Annotated in this window: 9 protein-coding genes, 5 rRNA genes and 1 riboswitch (1 of these 15 running past the window's edge); all 14 genes read right to left on the bottom strand. The window is 43.1% G+C overall.

Going from position 1 to position 17,360, the window contains the following annotated elements:
- Positions 1–54: 54 nt before the first annotated feature.
- The gene (gene purF / locus AAG068_RS01805; RefSeq protein WP_342716784.1) at positions 55–1,470 is read right to left on the bottom strand and encodes an amidophosphoribosyltransferase; all 1,416 of its coding nucleotides are present in this window, start codon (positions 1,468–1,470) and stop codon (positions 55–57) included.
- The gene (gene purL / locus AAG068_RS01800; protein WP_342716782.1) at positions 1,455–3,674 is read right to left on the bottom strand and encodes a phosphoribosylformylglycinamidine synthase II; all 2,220 of its coding nucleotides are present in this window, start codon (positions 3,672–3,674) and stop codon (positions 1,455–1,457) included. Before purL ends, purF begins: the two co-directional genes overlap by 16 nt.
- Entirely contained in the window at positions 3,658–4,341 is a 684-nt protein-coding gene (gene purQ / locus AAG068_RS01795; protein ID WP_000666779.1) for a phosphoribosylformylglycinamidine synthase subunit PurQ, read from the bottom strand. Before purQ ends, purL begins: the two co-directional genes overlap by 17 nt.
- Positions 4,338–4,592 (bottom strand): phosphoribosylformylglycinamidine synthase subunit PurS, encoded by a 255-nt coding sequence (purS, locus tag AAG068_RS01790; RefSeq protein WP_000278826.1) that lies wholly within the window; start codon positions 4,590–4,592, stop codon positions 4,338–4,340. The genes purQ and purS overlap by 4 nt, the downstream gene beginning before the upstream one ends.
- The gene (gene purC / locus AAG068_RS01785; protein ID WP_098347368.1) at positions 4,585–5,304 is read right to left on the bottom strand and encodes a phosphoribosylaminoimidazolesuccinocarboxamide synthase; all 720 of its coding nucleotides are present in this window, start codon (positions 5,302–5,304) and stop codon (positions 4,585–4,587) included. The genes purS and purC overlap by 8 nt, the downstream gene beginning before the upstream one ends.
- Before the next feature lie 88 nt (positions 5,305–5,392).
- Positions 5,393–6,700, bottom strand: coding sequence for an adenylosuccinate lyase (purB, locus tag AAG068_RS01780; protein ID WP_000625683.1), 1,308 nt, complete (start codon positions 6,698–6,700; stop codon positions 5,393–5,395).
- Positions 6,697–7,848, bottom strand: a complete 1,152-nt coding sequence (gene purK / locus AAG068_RS01775) for a 5-(carboxyamino)imidazole ribonucleotide synthase (protein WP_342716740.1) — start codon at positions 7,846–7,848, stop codon at positions 6,697–6,699. The genes purB and purK overlap by 4 nt, the downstream gene beginning before the upstream one ends.
- Entirely contained in the window at positions 7,845–8,330 is a 486-nt protein-coding gene (gene purE, locus AAG068_RS01770) for a 5-(carboxyamino)imidazole ribonucleotide mutase (RefSeq protein WP_098546509.1), read from the bottom strand. The genes purK and purE overlap by 4 nt, the downstream gene beginning before the upstream one ends.
- A 111-nt stretch (positions 8,331–8,441) precedes the next feature.
- Positions 8,442–8,543, bottom strand: a riboswitch (purine riboswitch).
- A gap of 319 nt (positions 8,544–8,862) precedes the next feature.
- Positions 8,863–8,978 (bottom strand): 5S ribosomal RNA (rrf, locus tag AAG068_RS01765).
- A gap of 50 nt (positions 8,979–9,028) precedes the next feature.
- A 23S ribosomal RNA gene (locus AAG068_RS01760) occupies positions 9,029–11,951 on the bottom strand.
- 146 nt (positions 11,952–12,097) lie between these two features.
- Positions 12,098–13,649, bottom strand: a 16S ribosomal RNA gene (locus AAG068_RS01755).
- Between the two features lie 365 nt (positions 13,650–14,014).
- Positions 14,015–14,944, bottom strand: a complete 930-nt coding sequence (locus AAG068_RS01750) for a DMT family transporter (RefSeq protein WP_342716736.1) — start codon at positions 14,942–14,944, stop codon at positions 14,015–14,017.
- A gap of 332 nt (positions 14,945–15,276) precedes the next feature.
- Positions 15,277–15,392, bottom strand: a 5S ribosomal RNA gene (gene rrf / locus AAG068_RS01745).
- A 50-nt stretch (positions 15,393–15,442) separates the two neighbouring features.
- Positions 15,443–17,360 (bottom strand): 23S ribosomal RNA (locus AAG068_RS01740) (it continues 1,005 nt past the right edge of the window).
- Together the 16S, 23S and 5S rRNA genes form the textbook arrangement of a ribosomal RNA operon.

The following is a 17,360-nucleotide window of genomic DNA, read 5'->3' as shown; positions in this document are numbered from 1 at the left end:
GTTTTAAGAAAGAAGCTAGCTTCTACCTCAAAAGAAGTAGAAGCTTTTTCCTTCTTATTTCATACTTTCAAAAAGCTCTTGCTCATAATCATAAAGAGCTGTTGGATAATCTCCATTGAAGTACGCCATACATAGGCCGCCGTATTTCCCTTCATATGGACGTCCAATTGCATCTACTAATCCATCTTCACTTAAAAATGTTAATGAGTCTGCACCAATCATTTCACGAATTTCTTCTACTGTATGATTTGCTGCAATTAATTCTTTTCTCGTTTGAATATCAATGCCATAGAAACATGGATATTTCAGAGGTGGTGAAGCTATTCTTACATGAACTTCTGTCGCTCCAGCCTCGCGAAGCATACGAACAATTCGTTTACTCGTTGTTCCTCGTACGATAGAATCGTCAATCATAACAACTCGTTTCCCTTCAACTACACCTCTTACTGCTGAAAGCTTCATCTTAACCCCTTGCTCTCGCAGTTCTTGCGAAGGTTGAATAAACGTACGTCCGACATAACGATTTTTAATTAATCCTAACTCATATGGAATGCCTGTCGCTTCCGCATAACCAATTGCTGCTGAAATACTAGAGTCTGGTACACCAGTAACAATATCGGCTTCAATAGGAGCTTCTGCCGCCAAACGTTTTCCCATGTTTTTACGTGCTGCATGGACGTTAACACCAGCAATATTTGAATCTGGGCGTGCGAAGTAAATGTATTCCATGCTGCAAATTGCATGTTCTACATCATTTGTGAAACGATCTACGTGAATTCCTTCATCATTAATGATAAGTAACTCACCCGGTTCTACATCACGAATGTATGTTGCACCTACTACATCAAAAGCACATGTTTCTGATGCTACAACGTAAGCATCACCCATCTTTCCAATTGAAAGAGGACGGAACCCATTTGGATCTAACGCAACGATCATTTCATTTCCAGTTAGTAAAAGATACGCAAACGCACCCTTCACTTTATTTAAAGCCTCTTTTACACTTTCAATTAATGAATCTTTCGTACTACGTTTAATAAGATGTAAAAGTACTTCTGTATCTGAACTTGTTTGAAAAATACTTCCCTCTGCCTCTAATTCGCGGCGAAGCATTTTTGCATTAATTAAATTCCCGTTATGAGCTAATGCCATACTATGATCAGAAAAACGGAATAATAATGGTTGAACATTAGCTACTTCACTTCCACCAGCCGTCGCGTATCGTACGTGTCCGATTGCTGATTTTCCGTTCAATCCTTCTAGCTCACCTCTTGAAAACACTTCTGATATTAAACCTAACCCCTTGTGACCGACGATTTTTTCCCCATTATTTACGACGATGCCTGCGCCTTCTTGCCCACGGTGCTGTAAACTATGCAATCCGTAGTATGAAACTTGTGCCGCATTTTCATGCCCCCAAATTCCGAAAACGCCACATTCTTCATTTAACCCCTTTATTTCAGCAAGCATGGGATTGCCCCTTTCCAAGCCTTTCTCATTTCATCTACATTTGCTGTAAGTAATACTTCATTTTCTTCATTATGAATCGTTACTTCATTTGTATTTGTCACTTCTCCAACTTGAATTGCTTCTACCGCTTTCTCGAACGCTTCTTTATTTTCACGTTTTACAGTTATCACGAAGCGAGATTGTGATTCAGCGAATAATGCTGCTGTTTCTTCTCCGCCTAATTTCACAGTAGCACCTAAGCCGTTAGCACCAATTGCACTTTCTGAAATTGCAACTGCTAAACCACCTTCAGCAACATCATGAGCAGATTGAACAAGGCCAGCTTGAATTGCTGCTAATACTTGTTTTTGACGTTTTAATTCTACGTCTAGATCGATACTTGGTGATTGGCCGAAAATTTTTCCGTGAATCATTTTCTGTAATTCACTTCCACCAAACTCAGCTTTCGTCTCTCCGATAACATAAACTAAATCGCCAGCTTGCTTAAACTCTTGTGTTGTTACATGTTTTAAGTCATGTACTAGTCCAACCATCCCAACTGTCGGTGTTGGATATACCGCTTCACCACTACGTTCGTTATACATTGATACGTTTCCGCCGATAACTGGTGTTTGTAATGTGCGACAAGCTTCACTCATACCATCTACTGATTTCTCAATTTGCCAGAAGACTTCTGGTTTCTCTGGATTACCGAAGTTTAAGCAATCTGTAATTGCAAGTGGCTCTCCTCCAGAACATACGATATTACGTGCTGCCTCTGCTACTGCAATTTTACCGCCCATTTCTGGATCTAAATAAATGTAGCGAGAGTTACAGTCTGTCGTCATTGCTAATCCTTTTTCTGTACCGCGTACACGTACAACCGCTGCATCTGAACCTGGTGTAACAACTGTGCTTGTGCGAACTTGATAATCATATTGATCATAAACCCACTCTTTACTTGCAATCGTCGGTTGTTGTAATAGAGCGAATAACGTTTCTTTATAATTTTCTACTTTTGGTGTTTCCATTTTCATCTGCTGGAATTCAGCAAAGTATGCTGCTTCTTTTGATGGTTTATGATAAATTGGCGCTTCTTCTGCAAGGGCATCTGCTGGCACTTCAGCTACCATTTCACCTTTATGGAATAAACGAAGCATTTTGTCTTCCGTTACTTTCCCCATCGTAACGGCTGCAAGACCATACTTCTCAAATAAATCTACTATTTCTTGCTCTCTACCTTTTTTCACAACAATTAACATACGCTCTTGTGATTCAGATAGCATCATTTCATATGGTGTCATTCCTGTTTCACGCTGTGGTACATCATCTAAGTACATTTCAATACCCATTCCTGCTTTACTTGCCATTTCTGCAGAAGATGATGTTAAACCAGCTGCACCCATATCTTGAATTCCAACAAGTGCATCTGATTGAATAAGTTCTAAGCAAGCTTCAATAAGAAGTTTCTCCATAAATGGATCTCCTACTTGAACTGCTGGACGCTTCGCTTCTGAGCTTTCAGATAACTCTTCAGATGCGAATGTTGCACCGTGAATACCGTCACGACCAGTTGATGCTCCTACGTACATTACTGTATTTCCAGCACCGTGCGCTTGCCCTTTTTTAATATCTTCATGGTTAATTAAACCTACACACATTGCATTTACAAGTGGGTTTCCTTCATAACATGGATCAAACTGTACTTCGCCGCCAACAGTCGGAATACCGATACAGTTACCGTATCCTGCAATCCCTGCTACTACTTCTTCGAATAAATATTTCACACGTGGTGATTGTAATTCCCCAAATCGAAGTGAGTTCAATAGAGCTACTGGGCGTGCCCCCATAGAGAATACGTCACGGATAATACCACCAACGCCTGTTGCTGCTCCTTGATATGGTTCAATAGCAGAAGGATGATTATGACTTTCCATTTTAAATACAACTGCTTGATTATCACCGATATCTACAATTCCAGCACCTTCCCCCGGTCCTTGCAGAACGCGCTCACCTGTTGTTGGGAATCTTCGAAGCACTGGTTTTGAATTTTTATAACTACAATGTTCAGACCACATAACAGAGAATAATCCTGTTTCTGTATAATTTGGCAGACGGCCTAAAATCTTTTCAACCATGGCAAACTCTTCGTCTGTTAGCCCCATTTCCGCATATATGCGCTCTTCTTTAATTTGTGTTGGATTTGGTTCAAGCATTAACGACATATGTTTCCCTCCACTGTTTTAAGATAGATTGAAAGACTTTTAACCCTTCAGCACCGCCAAGTAATTCATCTACAGCACGCTCTGGGTGTGGCATCATACCAAGTACATTTCCTTTTTCGTTTACAATACCTGCAATATCCGAAACGCTTCCATTCGGGTTTTCTACGTAACGGAATGCGATTTGATTATTCTCTTCTAATTGTTTAAGAGTCTCTTCATCACAATAGTAATTCCCCTCACCATGTGCAATTGGAATATTGATTACTTCATCTTTTTCATATTGTGATGTAAACATCGTTTCATTATTTTCAACACGTAACTGAACAGTGCGACACATAAATTTTAAGTTTTCGTTTCTCATTAACGCTCCTGGTAGTAATCCTGATTCAACAAGAATCTGGAATCCATTACATACACCTAAAATCGGCTTTCCTTGCTCAGCAGCTTTTTGCACTGCTTTCATTGCATTTGCAAAGCGAGAGATAGCACCGCAGCGTAAGTAGTCACCGTAAGAGAATCCACCAGGTAGTAGAATTGCATCATACTCATCTAAATTCTCTGTATCGTGCCAAACGTAATCTACTTCTTCGCCAAGCTCATCTTTAATTGCATGGAACATATCAACATCACAGTTCGAACCTGGAAATACTATTACGGCAAATTTCACTGTGCGACAACCTCCTCAACTTCATAACGGAAGTCTTCCATTACAACGTTTGCTAATAGTTTTTCACACATTTCCTTTACCTTGCTATCTAAGTCAGTTACCGATTTATCAATTGTTAGTTCCATGTACTTTCCGATTCGAACATCTTGTACTTCTGTGAATGAAAGGCTATGAAGTGCTCCTTTTACTGCTGTTCCTTGTGGATCTAATACGCTTTCTCTTAATGTTACATATACCTTAACTTTATACATGTGAAATTCCCCCTAAACGTTTTAAAATTTCTTCATAAGCATCTGTTAAATTTCCAAGGTCGCGACGGAATACGTCTTTATCGAACTTTTCGTTGCTCGTTTCATCCCATAAACGGCAAGTATCTGGTGAAATTTCATCCGCTAAAATAATTTCTCCTGCTTCCGTTACACCAAACTCTAATTTGAAATCTACTAATCTTACACGACAGCTTGCGAAATGATCAATCAACACTTGATTGATTTGTAGAGCCATCTCTCGTAATACGCTTACTTGCTCTGGCGACGCAACGTTTAATACACGAATATGATCTTCCGTTACAAGCGGATCTCCTAAATCATCATCTTTGAAGTAAAATTCTACGATTGGTTCTGCAAGTACAGTTCCCTCTTCCATTCCTAATCGTTTTGAAAGACTTCCTGCAATTACATTTCTTGTGACAACTTCTAAAGGAATAATACTCACTTTTTTAACAAGTTGCTCTGTCTCAGATAACTTCTCAACAAAATGTGTTTTAATTCCCACTTCTTGTAACTTTCTGAACAATAAAGTTGTAATCTCATTGTTCAAACGACCTTTTCCTGTAATCGTCTCCTTTTTCTCCCCATTGAAAGCAGTCGCACTATCTTTGTACTCTACCCAAACCATATCTGCTGATTCTGTACGATAAATTCTTTTTGCCTTACCTTCATACAGCAATTCTAGCTTTTGCATTTCGCAAGCCCCCTGTAGTTTGAAAAATGTGAATAATATTTTTATAAAGAATGGCACAGAATGACTCTATTCTGTGCCATATGAAATTTTACGCTTCGTTTAATCCTAGGCGTTCAAAGATTGTATCAACGTGTTGCATATGATGCTCATAGTTGAAGCATTCATTAATTTCTTCTTGTGTTAACTTGCTAGTAATACGCTCATCAGCTTCTACAAGCTCTTTAAATTGTACTTGTGTTTCCCAAGCTTCCATCGCTTTAGGTTGTACGATATCGTAAGCTTCCTCACGTACCATACCTTTATCGATTAATGTAAGCATGACGCGCTGAGAATAAATTAAGCCGTATGTTCTTGTCATATTGCGTTTCATATTCTCTGGGTATACAGTTAAGTTTTTAACAATATTACCAAAGCGGTTTAGCATGTAATTTAACGCGATTGTAGCATCTGGTAAAATTACGCGTTCTGCTGAAGAGTGAGAAATATCACGCTCATGCCATAATGGAACATTCTCATAAGCTGTCATCATATAACCGCGGATAACACGAGCTAAACCAGTCATATTTTCAGATCCAATTGGATTACGCTTATGCGGCATTGCAGAAGAACCTTTTTGACCTTTTGCGAAAGCCTCTTCAACTTCACGTGTTTCACTCTTTTGTAAACCACGAATCTCAACTGCCATCTTTTCGATAGATGTTGCGATTAATGCGAGTGTTGACATGTAATGAGCATGACGATCACGTTGCAATGTTTGTGTTGAAATTGGTGCTGCTTCTAATCCTAAGTTTTCACAAACATACTTTTCTACGAATGGATCGATATTTGCATATGTACCAACCGCACCAGATAATTTACCAACGCGAACTGTATTAGCAGCTTGCTTGAAACGCTCTACGTTACGCTTCATTTCTTCATACCAAAGACCCAGTTTTAAACCAAATGTTGTTGGTTCTGCATGAACACCATGTGTTCTTCCCATCATGATCGTGTATTTATGTTCTTTCGCTTTGTTAGCTAAAATGCTTACAAAGTTTTCTAAGTCTTTTAATATGATTTCATTCGCTTGTTTTAAAATGTAAGACAACGCTGTATCTACTACGTCTGTAGATGTTAAACCGTAATGAACCCATTTACGTTCCTCGCCTAATGCTGGTGTTTCTGATACAGCACGAGTGAATGCAACTACGTCATGACGTGTCTCTTTTTCAATTTCATAAATACGATCAATATCAAATGATGCATGCTCACGAATTTTCTTAACATCTTCTTTTGGAATATCGCCAAGCTCAGCCCATGCTTCACAAGCTAAAATCTCAACTTCTAACCACGCTTTAAATTTGTTCTCTTCCGTCCAAATTGCACCCATTTCTGGGCGTGTATAACGACTAATCATCTTTTTCCCTCCAACAGTTGTTCTTGATGGTCCCAAATATGCAAACTCTTCGCTTTTTCTAGAGCGACTTCAATATTATCATTTAAAATATTAACATGCCCCATTTTTCGCTGCGCTTTTGCTTCTTCTTTTCCATACAAGTGTAAATAGCACCCGGTTAATCTATTCACTTGTCTTAGGACCCCTTCTATATGTTCGCCTAAAATGTTTACCATGACAACTGGTTTTAACAAATTTGTTTCTCCAAGAGGTAAATTACAGATTGCTCGAATATGTTGACCGAATTGACTCGTTTCACATGCATCCTGTGTATAGTGTCCTGAATTGTGAGGTCTTGGTGCTAGTTCATTAATGTAAATCTCATCATCAGCTGTAGCAAACATCTCTACCGCTAGTGTTCCCACAAGTTCTAGTTCATCCGCGAGCACTTTTGCATAAGCAATTGCTTTTTGAGAAAGTTCTTCTGTAATGCGAGCTGGAACGATAGATTCATGCAAAATGTTATTTACATGAATATTTTCCGCTACCGGAAATACTTTCGTTTCACCACTTACACTACGAATGACAATAACTGATACTTCTTTTTCAAAAGGCACCCATTTCTCTAAAATACACTCTGCTGCATTCGCAAGCTCTCGCGCTGTATCAACATCAGCCTCACTTCTTAAAACAACTTGACCTTTCCCATCATATCCGCCTGTCGTCGTTTTTAATACGGAAGGATATGATAACTCAGTAATTGCTTCAGTAAGCTGATCTTGATTTTGAACTAATCTATACGTTGCTACTGGTAGCCCCGCTTTCTCAATCGCATTCTTTTCTGTAAAACGATTTTGCGTTTTACTTAACAACTGACTGCCTTGCGGTAAGTAAGCATGTTTTTCAAGCCATTGTAAACATCTATAATCAATATTCTCAAATTCATATGTGACAACATCACTGATCTCTGCTAAATGCTGAATTGCTTTTAAATCGTCATATGGTGCAACAATTTCAATATCAGCAACTTGTGCACATGGTGAATGTTTTGTAGGATCTAAAACAGCAATTTTATATCCCATCTCCTTAGCTGCCAATGCCATCATTCTTCCTAGCTGGCCGCCTCCAATAATGCCGATTGTTTTTCCAGGTAAAATGATTCTCGTCATACTAGCTCACTACCTTCGCGCACATTTTTTTCAATTGCTTCTCTTCTCAATTCTAATGCATCATGTATGTCATCATGGAATGATCCAAGTATTTGTGCAGCAAGTAAACCAGCATTTGTTGAACCAGCCTTACCAATTGCAACAGTTGCAACTGGAACCCCTCCTGGCATTTGGACGATGGATAATAATGAATCTAAGCCGTTTAACGCTTTTGATTGAACTGGAACTCCGATTACAGGAAGATTCGTCTTCGCTGCAACCATTCCTGGTAAATGTGCTGCTCCACCAGCTCCAGCAATAATAACTTTCAATCCACGTTCACGAGCCGTCTCTGCATATTCAAACATATAATCCGGAGTCCGATGAGCGGATACAACTTTTTTCTCATACGGTATATTTAATTCATCTAAAATGTCACAAGCATATTTCATTGTTTCCCAGTCTGACGTGCTTCCCATTATGACTCCAACTAGTGATTTCATATTAGAATCCCCCCGATTCAAATAAAAAAAGCCTGAAATAGAACAGTTTCTCTTTTTACTATGAGAGAAAGTGCTCTACTCAGGCATACGTATCCCTTGTGAATAGAAAAATACCGAGTGACTTTCCCTCATAGTCTAACGAATAACGGTCGTTAGGTAGAGACTTGCAGGCCATATCCCCGCGATTATATGAGGTCTTATATATTATTCTTTCTATGGTTATATTAACAATATTTCATAAACAATGTCAACAAATAATCGAATGTTTTTTTATTACTCATCAATAACGTTCGTGTTTTAGTTATATTCAAAAGAATAATTGTAACTATATGCAAGAAGGATAGGAAATTAGAATATATATTTCTAGAGATCTATCATACACATAGCAGTTTATATACTAATTCGGTACGCTTTAATATAAGCATATCATTTTCATTCTTTTCTTCTTTCAGGTTATTAAATATATGAATTATGACATTTGGTACATAAAAATAAACACAAAAAAACCTAAGTCGAATCGACTTAGGTTTTTGCTTGGCGACGTCCTACTCTCACAGGGACAAGGTCCCAACTACCATCGGCGCTAGAGAGCTTAACTTCCGTGTTCGGTATGGGAACGGGTGTGACCTCTCTGCCATCATCACCAAACTATTGAAGGCATATTCCTTCAAAACTAGATAACATTTGCTACATATTATATGGTTAAGTCCTCGATCTATTAGTATTCGTCAGCTCCACATGTCACCATGCTTCCACCTCGAACCTATCAACCTGATCATCTTTCAGGGATCTTACTAGCTTACGCTATGGGAAATCTCATCTTGAGGGGGGCTTCATGCTTAGATGCTTTCAGCACTTATCCCTTCCGCACATAGCTACCCAGCTATGCCCTTGGCAGAACAACTGGTACACCAGCGGTGCGTCCATCCCGGTCCTCTCGTACTAAGGACAGCTCCTCTCAAATTTCCTACGCCCACGACGGATAGGGACCGAACTGTCTCACGACGTTCTGAACCCAGCTCGCGTACCGCTTTAATGGGCGAACAGCCCAACCCTTGGGACCGACTACAGCCCCAGGATGCGATGAGCCGACATCGAGGTGCCAAACCTCCCCGTCGATGTGGACTCTTGGGGGAGATAAGCCTGTTATCCCCGGGGTAGCTTTTATCCGTTGAGCGATGGCCCTTCCATGCGGAACCACCGGATCACTAAGCCCGACTTTCGTCCCTGCTCGACTTGTAGGTCTCGCAGTCAAGCTCCCTTATGCCTTTGCACTCTACGAATGATTTCCAACCATTCTGAGGGAACCTTTGGGCGCCTCCGTTACACTTTAGGAGGCGACCGCCCCAGTCAAACTGCCCACCTGACACTGTCTCCCGGGTCGATAAGACCCGTAGGTTAGAATTTCAATACAGTCAGGGCGGTATCCCACCAGCGCCTCCACCGAAGCTAGCGCTCCGGTTTCAAAGGCTCCCGCCTATCCTGTACAAACTGTACCAAAATTCAATATCAGGCTACAGTAAAGCTCCACGGGGTCTTTCCGTCCTGTCGCGGGTAACCTGCATCTTCACAGGTACTATAATTTCACCGAGTCTCTGGTTGAGACAGTGCCCAAATCGTTACACCTTTCGTGCGGGTCGGAACTTACCCGACAAGGAATTTCGCTACCTTAGGACCGTTATAGTTACGGCCGCCGTTTACTGGGGCTTCAGTTCAGAGCTTCGCTTACGCTAACCCCTCTCCTTAACCTTCCAGCACCGGGCAGGTGTCACCCCCTATACTTCGCCTTACGGCTTCGCAGAGAGCTGTGTTTTTGCTAAACAGTCGCTTGGGCCTATTCACTGCGGCTTTCCGTTAAGAAAGCACCCCTTCTCCCGAAGTTACGGGGTCATTTTGCCGAGTTCCTTAACCAGAGTTCTCTCGCACACCTTAGGATTCTCTCCTCGCCTACCTGTGTCGGTTTGCGGTACAGGCACCTTTTATCTCGCTAGAAGCTTTTCTTGGCAGCGGGGAATCAAAGACTTCGCTCCATAAGGAGCTTCCCCATCACAGCTCAGCCTTCACGATAAGCGGATTTGCCTACTTATCAGCCTAACTGCTTGGACGTGCACAACCAATCGCACGCTTCTTCTATCCTTCTGCGTCCCTCCATTGCTCAAACGATAAAGAGGTGGTACAGGAATATCAACCTGTTGTCCATCGCCTACGCCTGTCGGCCTCGGCTTAGGTCCTGACTAACCCTGAGCGGACGAGCCTTCCTCAGGAAACCTTAGGCATTCGGTGGACGGGATTCTCACCCGTCTTTCGCTACTCATACCGGCATTCTCACTTCTAAGCACTCCACCAGTCCTTACGGTCTGACTTCACTGTCCTTAGAACGCTCCCCTACCACTGATACCATTCGGTATCAATCCGCAGCTTCGGTGGTGTATTTAGCCCCGGTACATTTTCGGCGCAGAGTCACTCGACTAGTGAGCTATTACGCACTCTTTAAATGGTGGCTGCTTCTAAGCCAACATCCTAGTTGTCTAAGCAACTCCACATCCTTTTCCACTTAATACACACTTTGGGACCTTAGCTGGCGGTCTGGGCTGTTTCCCTTTTGACTACGGATCTTATCACTCGCAGTCTGACTCCTAAGGATAAGTCATTGGCATTCGGAGTTTGACTGAATTCGGTAATCCGATGAGGACCCCTAGTCCAATCAGTGCTCTACCTCCAAGACTCTTACACTTAAGGCTAGCCCTAAAGCTATTTCGGGGAGAACCAGCTATCTCCAGGTTCGATTGGAATTTCTCCGCTACCCACACCTCATCCCCGCACTTTTCAACGTGCGTGGGTTCGGGCCTCCATTCAGTGTTACCTGAACTTCACCCTGGACATGGGTAGATCACCTGGTTTCGGGTCTACGACCACGTACTAAACGCCCTATTCAGACTCGCTTTCGCTGCGGCTCCGCCTCTTCAGCTTAACCTCGCACGGGATCGTAACTCGCCGGTTCATTCTACAAAAGGCACGCCATCACCCGTTAACGGGCTCTGACTATTTGTAGGCACACGGTTTCAGGATCTCTTTCACTCCCCTTCCGGGGTGCTTTTCACCTTTCCCTCACGGTACTGGTTCACTATCGATCACTAGGGAGTATTTAGCCTTGGGAGATGGTCCTCCCAGATTCCGACGGAATTTCACGTGTTCCGCCGTACTCAGGATACATTCAAGAGAGAACGAAGTTTCGACTACGGGGTTGTTACCCTCTACGACGGACCTTTCCAGGTCGCTTCGTCTACCTCGTTCCTTTGTAACTCCGTATAGAATGTCCTACAACCCCAAGAGGCAAGCCTCTTGGTTTGGGCTATGTTCCGTTTCGCTCGCCGCTACTCAGGAAATCGCATTTGCTTTCTCTTCCTCCAGGTACTTAGATGTTTCAGTTCCCTGGGTCTGTCTTCCTTACCCTATGTATTCAGGTAAGGATACCATACCATTACGTATGGTGGGTTTCCCCATTCGGAAATCTTCGGATCAAAGCTTACTTACAGCTCCCCGAAGCATATCGGCGTTAGTCCCGTCCTTCATCGACTCCTAGTGTCAAGGCATCCACCGTGCGCCCTTTCTAACTTAACCAAACTAAAAATTAAAAAATATGAGCTACACTGTTATCTAGTTTTCAAAGAACATACATTTATATATGAGAGATAGTTCTCTCAAAACTGAACAAAACGAAACACGGAAACTTATATTGATGAACAGCGTTCATCAATTCTCCATAGAAAGGAGGTGATCCAGCCGCACCTTCCGATACGGCTACCTTGTTACGACTTCACCCCAATCATCTGTCCCACCTTAGGCGGCTGGCTCCAAAAAGGTTACCTCACCGACTTCGGGTGTTACAAACTCTCGTGGTGTGACGGGCGGTGTGTACAAGGCCCGGGAACGTATTCACCGCGGCATGCTGATCCGCGATTACTAGCGATTCCAGCTTCATGTAGGCGAGTTGCAGCCTACAATCCGAACTGAGAACGGTTTTATGAGATTAGCTCCACCTCGCGGTCTTGCAGCTCTTTGTACCGTCCATTGTAGCACGTGTGTAGCCCAGGTCATAAGGGGCATGATGATTTGACGTCATCCCCACCTTCCTCCGGTTTGTCACCGGCAGTCACCTTAGAGTGCCCAACTAAATGATGGCAACTAAGATCAAGGGTTGCGCTCGTTGCGGGACTTAACCCAACATCTCACGACACGAGCTGACGACAACCATGCACCACCTGTCACTCTGCTCCCGAAGGAGAAGCCCTATCTCTAGGGTTGTCAGAGGATGTCAAGACCTGGTAAGGTTCTTCGCGTTGCTTCGAATTAAACCACATGCTCCACCGCTTGTGCGGGCCCCCGTCAATTCCTTTGAGTTTCAGCCTTGCGGCCGTACTCCCCAGGCGGAGTGCTTAATGCGTTAACTTCAGCACTAAAGGGCGGAAACCCTCTAACACTTAGCACTCATCGTTTACGGCGTGGACTACCAGGGTATCTAATCCTGTTTGCTCCCCACGCTTTCGCGCCTCAGTGTCAGTTACAGACCAGAAAGTCGCCTTCGCCACTGGTGTTCCTCCATATCTCTACGCATTTCACCGCTACACATGGAATTCCACTTTCCTCTTCTGCACTCAAGTCTCCCAGTTTCCAATGACCCTCCACGGTTGAGCCGTGGGCTTTCACATCAGACTTAAGAAACCACCTGCGCGCGCTTTACGCCCAATAATTCCGGATAACGCTTGCCACCTACGTATTACCGCGGCTGCTGGCACGTAGTTAGCCGTGGCTTTCTGGTTAGGTACCGTCAAGGTGCCAGCTTATTCAACTAGCACTTGTTCTTCCCTAACAACAGAGTTTTACGACCCGAAAGCCTTCATCACTCACGCGGCGTTGCTCCGTCAGACTTTCGTCCATTGCGGAAGATTCCCTACTGCTGCCTCCCGTAGGAGTCTGGGCCGTGTCTCAGTCCCAGTGTGGCCGATCACCCTCTCAGGTCGGCTACGCATCGTTGCCTTGGTGAGCCGTTACCTCACCAACTAGCTAATGCGACGCGGGTCCATCCATAAGTGACAGCCGAAGCCGCCTTTCAATTTCGAACCATGTGGTTCAAAATATTATCCGGTATTAGCCCCGGTTTCCCGGAGTTATCCCAGTCTTATGGGCAGGTTACCCACGTGTTACTCACCCGTCCGCCGCTAACTTCATAAGAGCAAGCTCTTAATTCATTCGCTCGACTTGCATGTATTAGGCACGCCGCCAGCGTTCATCCTGAGCCAGGATCAAACTCTCCAATAAAGTTAGTTTGTCTAGCATCTAAAATAAAAATTGACGTTTCACGTTGTTTGTTTCGTTCAGTTTTCAAAGAACTACTTGGTCGCTCATTTGCGACTTCCTCATGTTAACATTTTCATCTTTCAATGTCAACTACGTTTTTTATTTCGTTTGTCGCTTTCGACGTTAATGTCATCGGCGACTTGTTCTATATTACACCTCTATAATCTAATCGTCAACACCTTTTATTCAATTAATAATAAAAATAATTTCAAAGGTATTTTCATTATTCGTTTCACCTTTCTCTATTTCAATGAAATAAAGAAAAGGACACTCTATTACACAAGACATCCTTTTCTTTAAACATTATATACATACTCTTATAAACTTTAACATTCTTCATTCTCTTTAACATTTCGATTGCCTGACATAAATAAATCAATTAACTTACGTTTATCTGCCCATATCACTCCAAATAAAACTAAGCTACCACCTATTACTATTCTCCACGTTAAAGATTCATCTAATAGAACAATTGAAGCAACAATACTTATTAATGGTAATGCATTTAAATATAACCCACTTACCGATGCCGAAACCCTCTCTAGCGCTTTGTTCCAAAACCAATACGCCAAAATTGTTGCACCTATAACAAGATACATTACGCTAAACACTGCCTTCCAAGTTTCAACCTTTGGAAAACCGTAATAAAAAGTTTCTACCATTGCAAATGGTAATAGAATAACAGCTCCAATAATTAAAGTTAATGTTGTAAAGACCTCGTTTGATAGATACTGTTCTTGTTTTGGCCTTTTCAGTAATACTGTATAGAAAGCAAATAAGAAAGTACTTAATAAAATAAGGGTATCTCCTATTAAAGATACTTCTTGATCGCCATTACTAGATGGGATTGTAATAAGAAGTACACCAGCAGCCCCGAGTACAATACCGATCCAATAATTAAGCTGAATTTTTTCTTTCAAAAAGAACGCTGAAAAAAGAATTGTAACTAAAGGTAACGCAGCATCAATAATACTAACATGCAATCCACTTGTTAAAGAAATACCGTAGGATGTGAACATAAAGTAACCAGCTACACCAGTAAAAGATAGTAAACTCATCCTTTTCCATGGCACTTGTTTATGTACAACTGATCTTTTTAATTGTTTAAATGAAAATAGTAAGCAGATTCCACCCGCGAAGAAAAGGCGAATAAACAACAAAGTAAATGGCTGAATAGATTCGAATGCCCACTTTGTTGGTGCAATGGCTGTGCCCCATAATATAACAGCCACTAATAACATGCATATTTCTTTCATAATCCCCCACACCCATCAAAAATATATGTTAACCATCTTAATTATAGATTTTTTCTTATGCGAAATCCTTTAAAAATGAAAAAACGTTATGTAAAAAAAACAACTGAATAGCTATTTTCTACATAACGGTTTCATATAAAAGGTAATACTTACCTTCAGCTAATATTCAAACGTACTACTTTATACCTCTTTACCCAATCATCGTCCAACATTCATTTGGAACTATCTCTATTTCATTCTCTTCCCTCTTTAGATTACTAAATGTATGGATTATGACATTTGATATATAAAAATAAACACAAAAAACCTAAGTCGAATCGACTTAGGTTTTTGCTTGGCGACGTCCTACTCTCACAGGGACAAGGTCCCAACTACCATCGGCGCTAGAGAGCTTAACTTCCGTGTTCGGTATGGGAACGGGTGTGACCTCTCTGCCATCATCACCAAACTATTGAAGGCATATTCCTTCAAAACTAGATAACATTTGCTACATATTATATGGTTAAGTCCTCGATCTATTAGTATTCGTCAGCTCCACATGTCACCATGCTTCCACCTCGAACCTATCAACCTGATCATCTTTCAGGGATCTTACTAGCTTACGCTATGGGAAATCTCATCTTGAGGGGGGCTTCATGCTTAGATGCTTTCAGCACTTATCCCTTCCGCACATAGCTACCCAGCTATGCCCTTGGCAGAACAACTGGTACACCAGCGGTGCGTCCATCCCGGTCCTCTCGTACTAAGGACAGCTCCTCTCAAATTTCCTACGCCCACGACGGATAGGGACCGAACTGTCTCACGACGTTCTGAACCCAGCTCGCGTACCGCTTTAATGGGCGAACAGCCCAACCCTTGGGACCGACTACAGCCCCAGGATGCGATGAGCCGACATCGAGGTGCCAAACCTCCCCGTCGATGTGGACTCTTGGGGGAGATAAGCCTGTTATCCCCGGGGTAGCTTTTATCCGTTGAGCGATGGCCCTTCCATGCGGAACCACCGGATCACTAAGCCCGACTTTCGTCCCTGCTCGACTTGTAGGTCTCGCAGTCAAGCTCCCTTATGCCTTTGCACTCTACGAATGATTTCCAACCATTCTGAGGGAACCTTTGGGCGCCTCCGTTACACTTTAGGAGGCGACCGCCCCAGTCAAACTGCCCACCTGACACTGTCTCCCGGGTCGATAAGACCCGTAGGTTAGAATTTCAATACAGTCAGGGCGGTATCCCACCAGCGCCTCCACCGAAGCTAGCGCTCCGGTTTCAAAGGCTCCCGCCTATCCTGTACAAACTGTACCAAAATTCAATATCAGGCTACAGTAAAGCTCCACGGGGTCTTTCCGTCCTGTCGCGGGTAACCTGCATCTTCACAGGTACTATAATTTCACCGAGTCTCTGGTTGAGACAGTGCCCAAATCGTTACACCTTTCGTGCGGGTCGGAACTTACCCGACAAGGAATTTCGCTACCTTAGGACCGTTATAGTTACGGCCGCCGTTTACTGGGGCTTCAGTTCAGAGCTTCGCTTACGCTAACCCCTCTCCTTAACCTTCCAGCACCGGGCAGGTGTCACCCCCTATACTTCGCCTTACGGCTTCGCAGAGAGCTGTGTTTTTGCTAAACAGTCGCTTGGGCCTATTCACTGCGGCTTTCCGTTAAGAAAGCACCCCTTCTCCCGAAGTTACGGGGTCATTTTGCCGAGTTCCTTAACCAGAGTTCTCTCGCACACCTTAGGATTCTCTCCTCGCCTACCTGTGTCGGTTTGCGGTACAGGCACCTTTTATCTCGCTAGAAGCTTTTCTTGGCAGCGGGGAATCAAAGACTTCGCTCCATAAGGAGCTTCCCCATCACAGCTCAGCCTTCACGATAAGCGGATTTGCCTACTTATCAGCCTAACTGCTTGGACGTGCACAACCAATCGCACGCTTCTTCTATCCTTCTGCGTCCCTCCATTGCTCAAACGATAAAGAGGTGGTACAGGAATATCAACCTGTTGTCCATCGCCTACGCCTGTCGGCCTCGGCTTAGGTCCTGACTAACCCTGAGCGGACGAGCCTTCCTCAGGAAACCTTAGGCATTCGGTGGACGGGATTCTCACCCGTCTTTCGCTACTCATACCGGCATTCTCACTTCTAAGCACTCCACCAGTCCTTACGGTCTGACTTCACTGTCCTTAGAACGCTCCCCTACCACTGATACCATTCGGTATCAATCCGCAGCTTCGGTGGTGTATTTAGCCCCGGTACATTTTCGGCGCAGAGTCACTCGACTAGTGAGCTATTACGCACTCTTTAAATGGTGGCTGCTTCTAAGCCAACATCCTAGTTGTCTAAGCAACTCCACATCCTTTTCCACTTAATACACACTTTGGGACCTTAGCTGGCGGTCTGGGCTGTTTCCCTTTTGACTACGGATCT

It is taken from the genome of Bacillus paramycoides (assembly GCF_038971285.1).
In the GTDB taxonomy this organism is placed as follows: domain Bacteria; phylum Bacillota; class Bacilli; order Bacillales; family Bacillaceae_G; genus Bacillus_A.
The sequence above is the reverse complement of the archived record's forward strand: the minus strand, read 5'-3'. Positions and strand labels throughout refer to the sequence as shown.

Excerpts from the sequence above, each read along its gene's own strand:
- purF (WP_342716784.1), bottom strand. The coding sequence starts at position 1,470 with ATGCTTGCTGAAATAAAGGGGTTAAATGAAGAATGTGGCGTTTTCGGA.
- purL (WP_342716782.1), bottom strand. The coding sequence starts at position 3,674 with ATGTCGTTAATGCTTGAACCAAATCCAACACAAATTAAAGAAGAGCGC.
- purS (WP_000278826.1), bottom strand. The coding sequence starts at position 4,592 with ATGTATAAAGTTAAGGTATATGTAACATTAAGAGAAAGCGTATTAGAT.
- purC (WP_098347368.1), bottom strand. The coding sequence starts at position 5,304 with ATGCAAAAGCTAGAATTGCTGTATGAAGGTAAGGCAAAAAGAATTTAT.
- purB (WP_000625683.1), bottom strand. The coding sequence starts at position 6,700 with ATGATTAGTCGTTATACACGCCCAGAAATGGGTGCAATTTGGACGGAA.
- purK (WP_342716740.1), bottom strand. The coding sequence starts at position 7,848 with ATGACGAGAATCATTTTACCTGGAAAAACAATCGGCATTATTGGAGGC.
- purE (WP_098546509.1), bottom strand. The coding sequence starts at position 8,330 with ATGAAATCACTAGTTGGAGTCATAATGGGAAGCACGTCAGACTGGGAA.
- AAG068_RS01750 (WP_342716736.1), bottom strand. The coding sequence starts at position 14,944 with ATGAAAGAAATATGCATGTTATTAGTGGCTGTTATATTATGGGGCACA.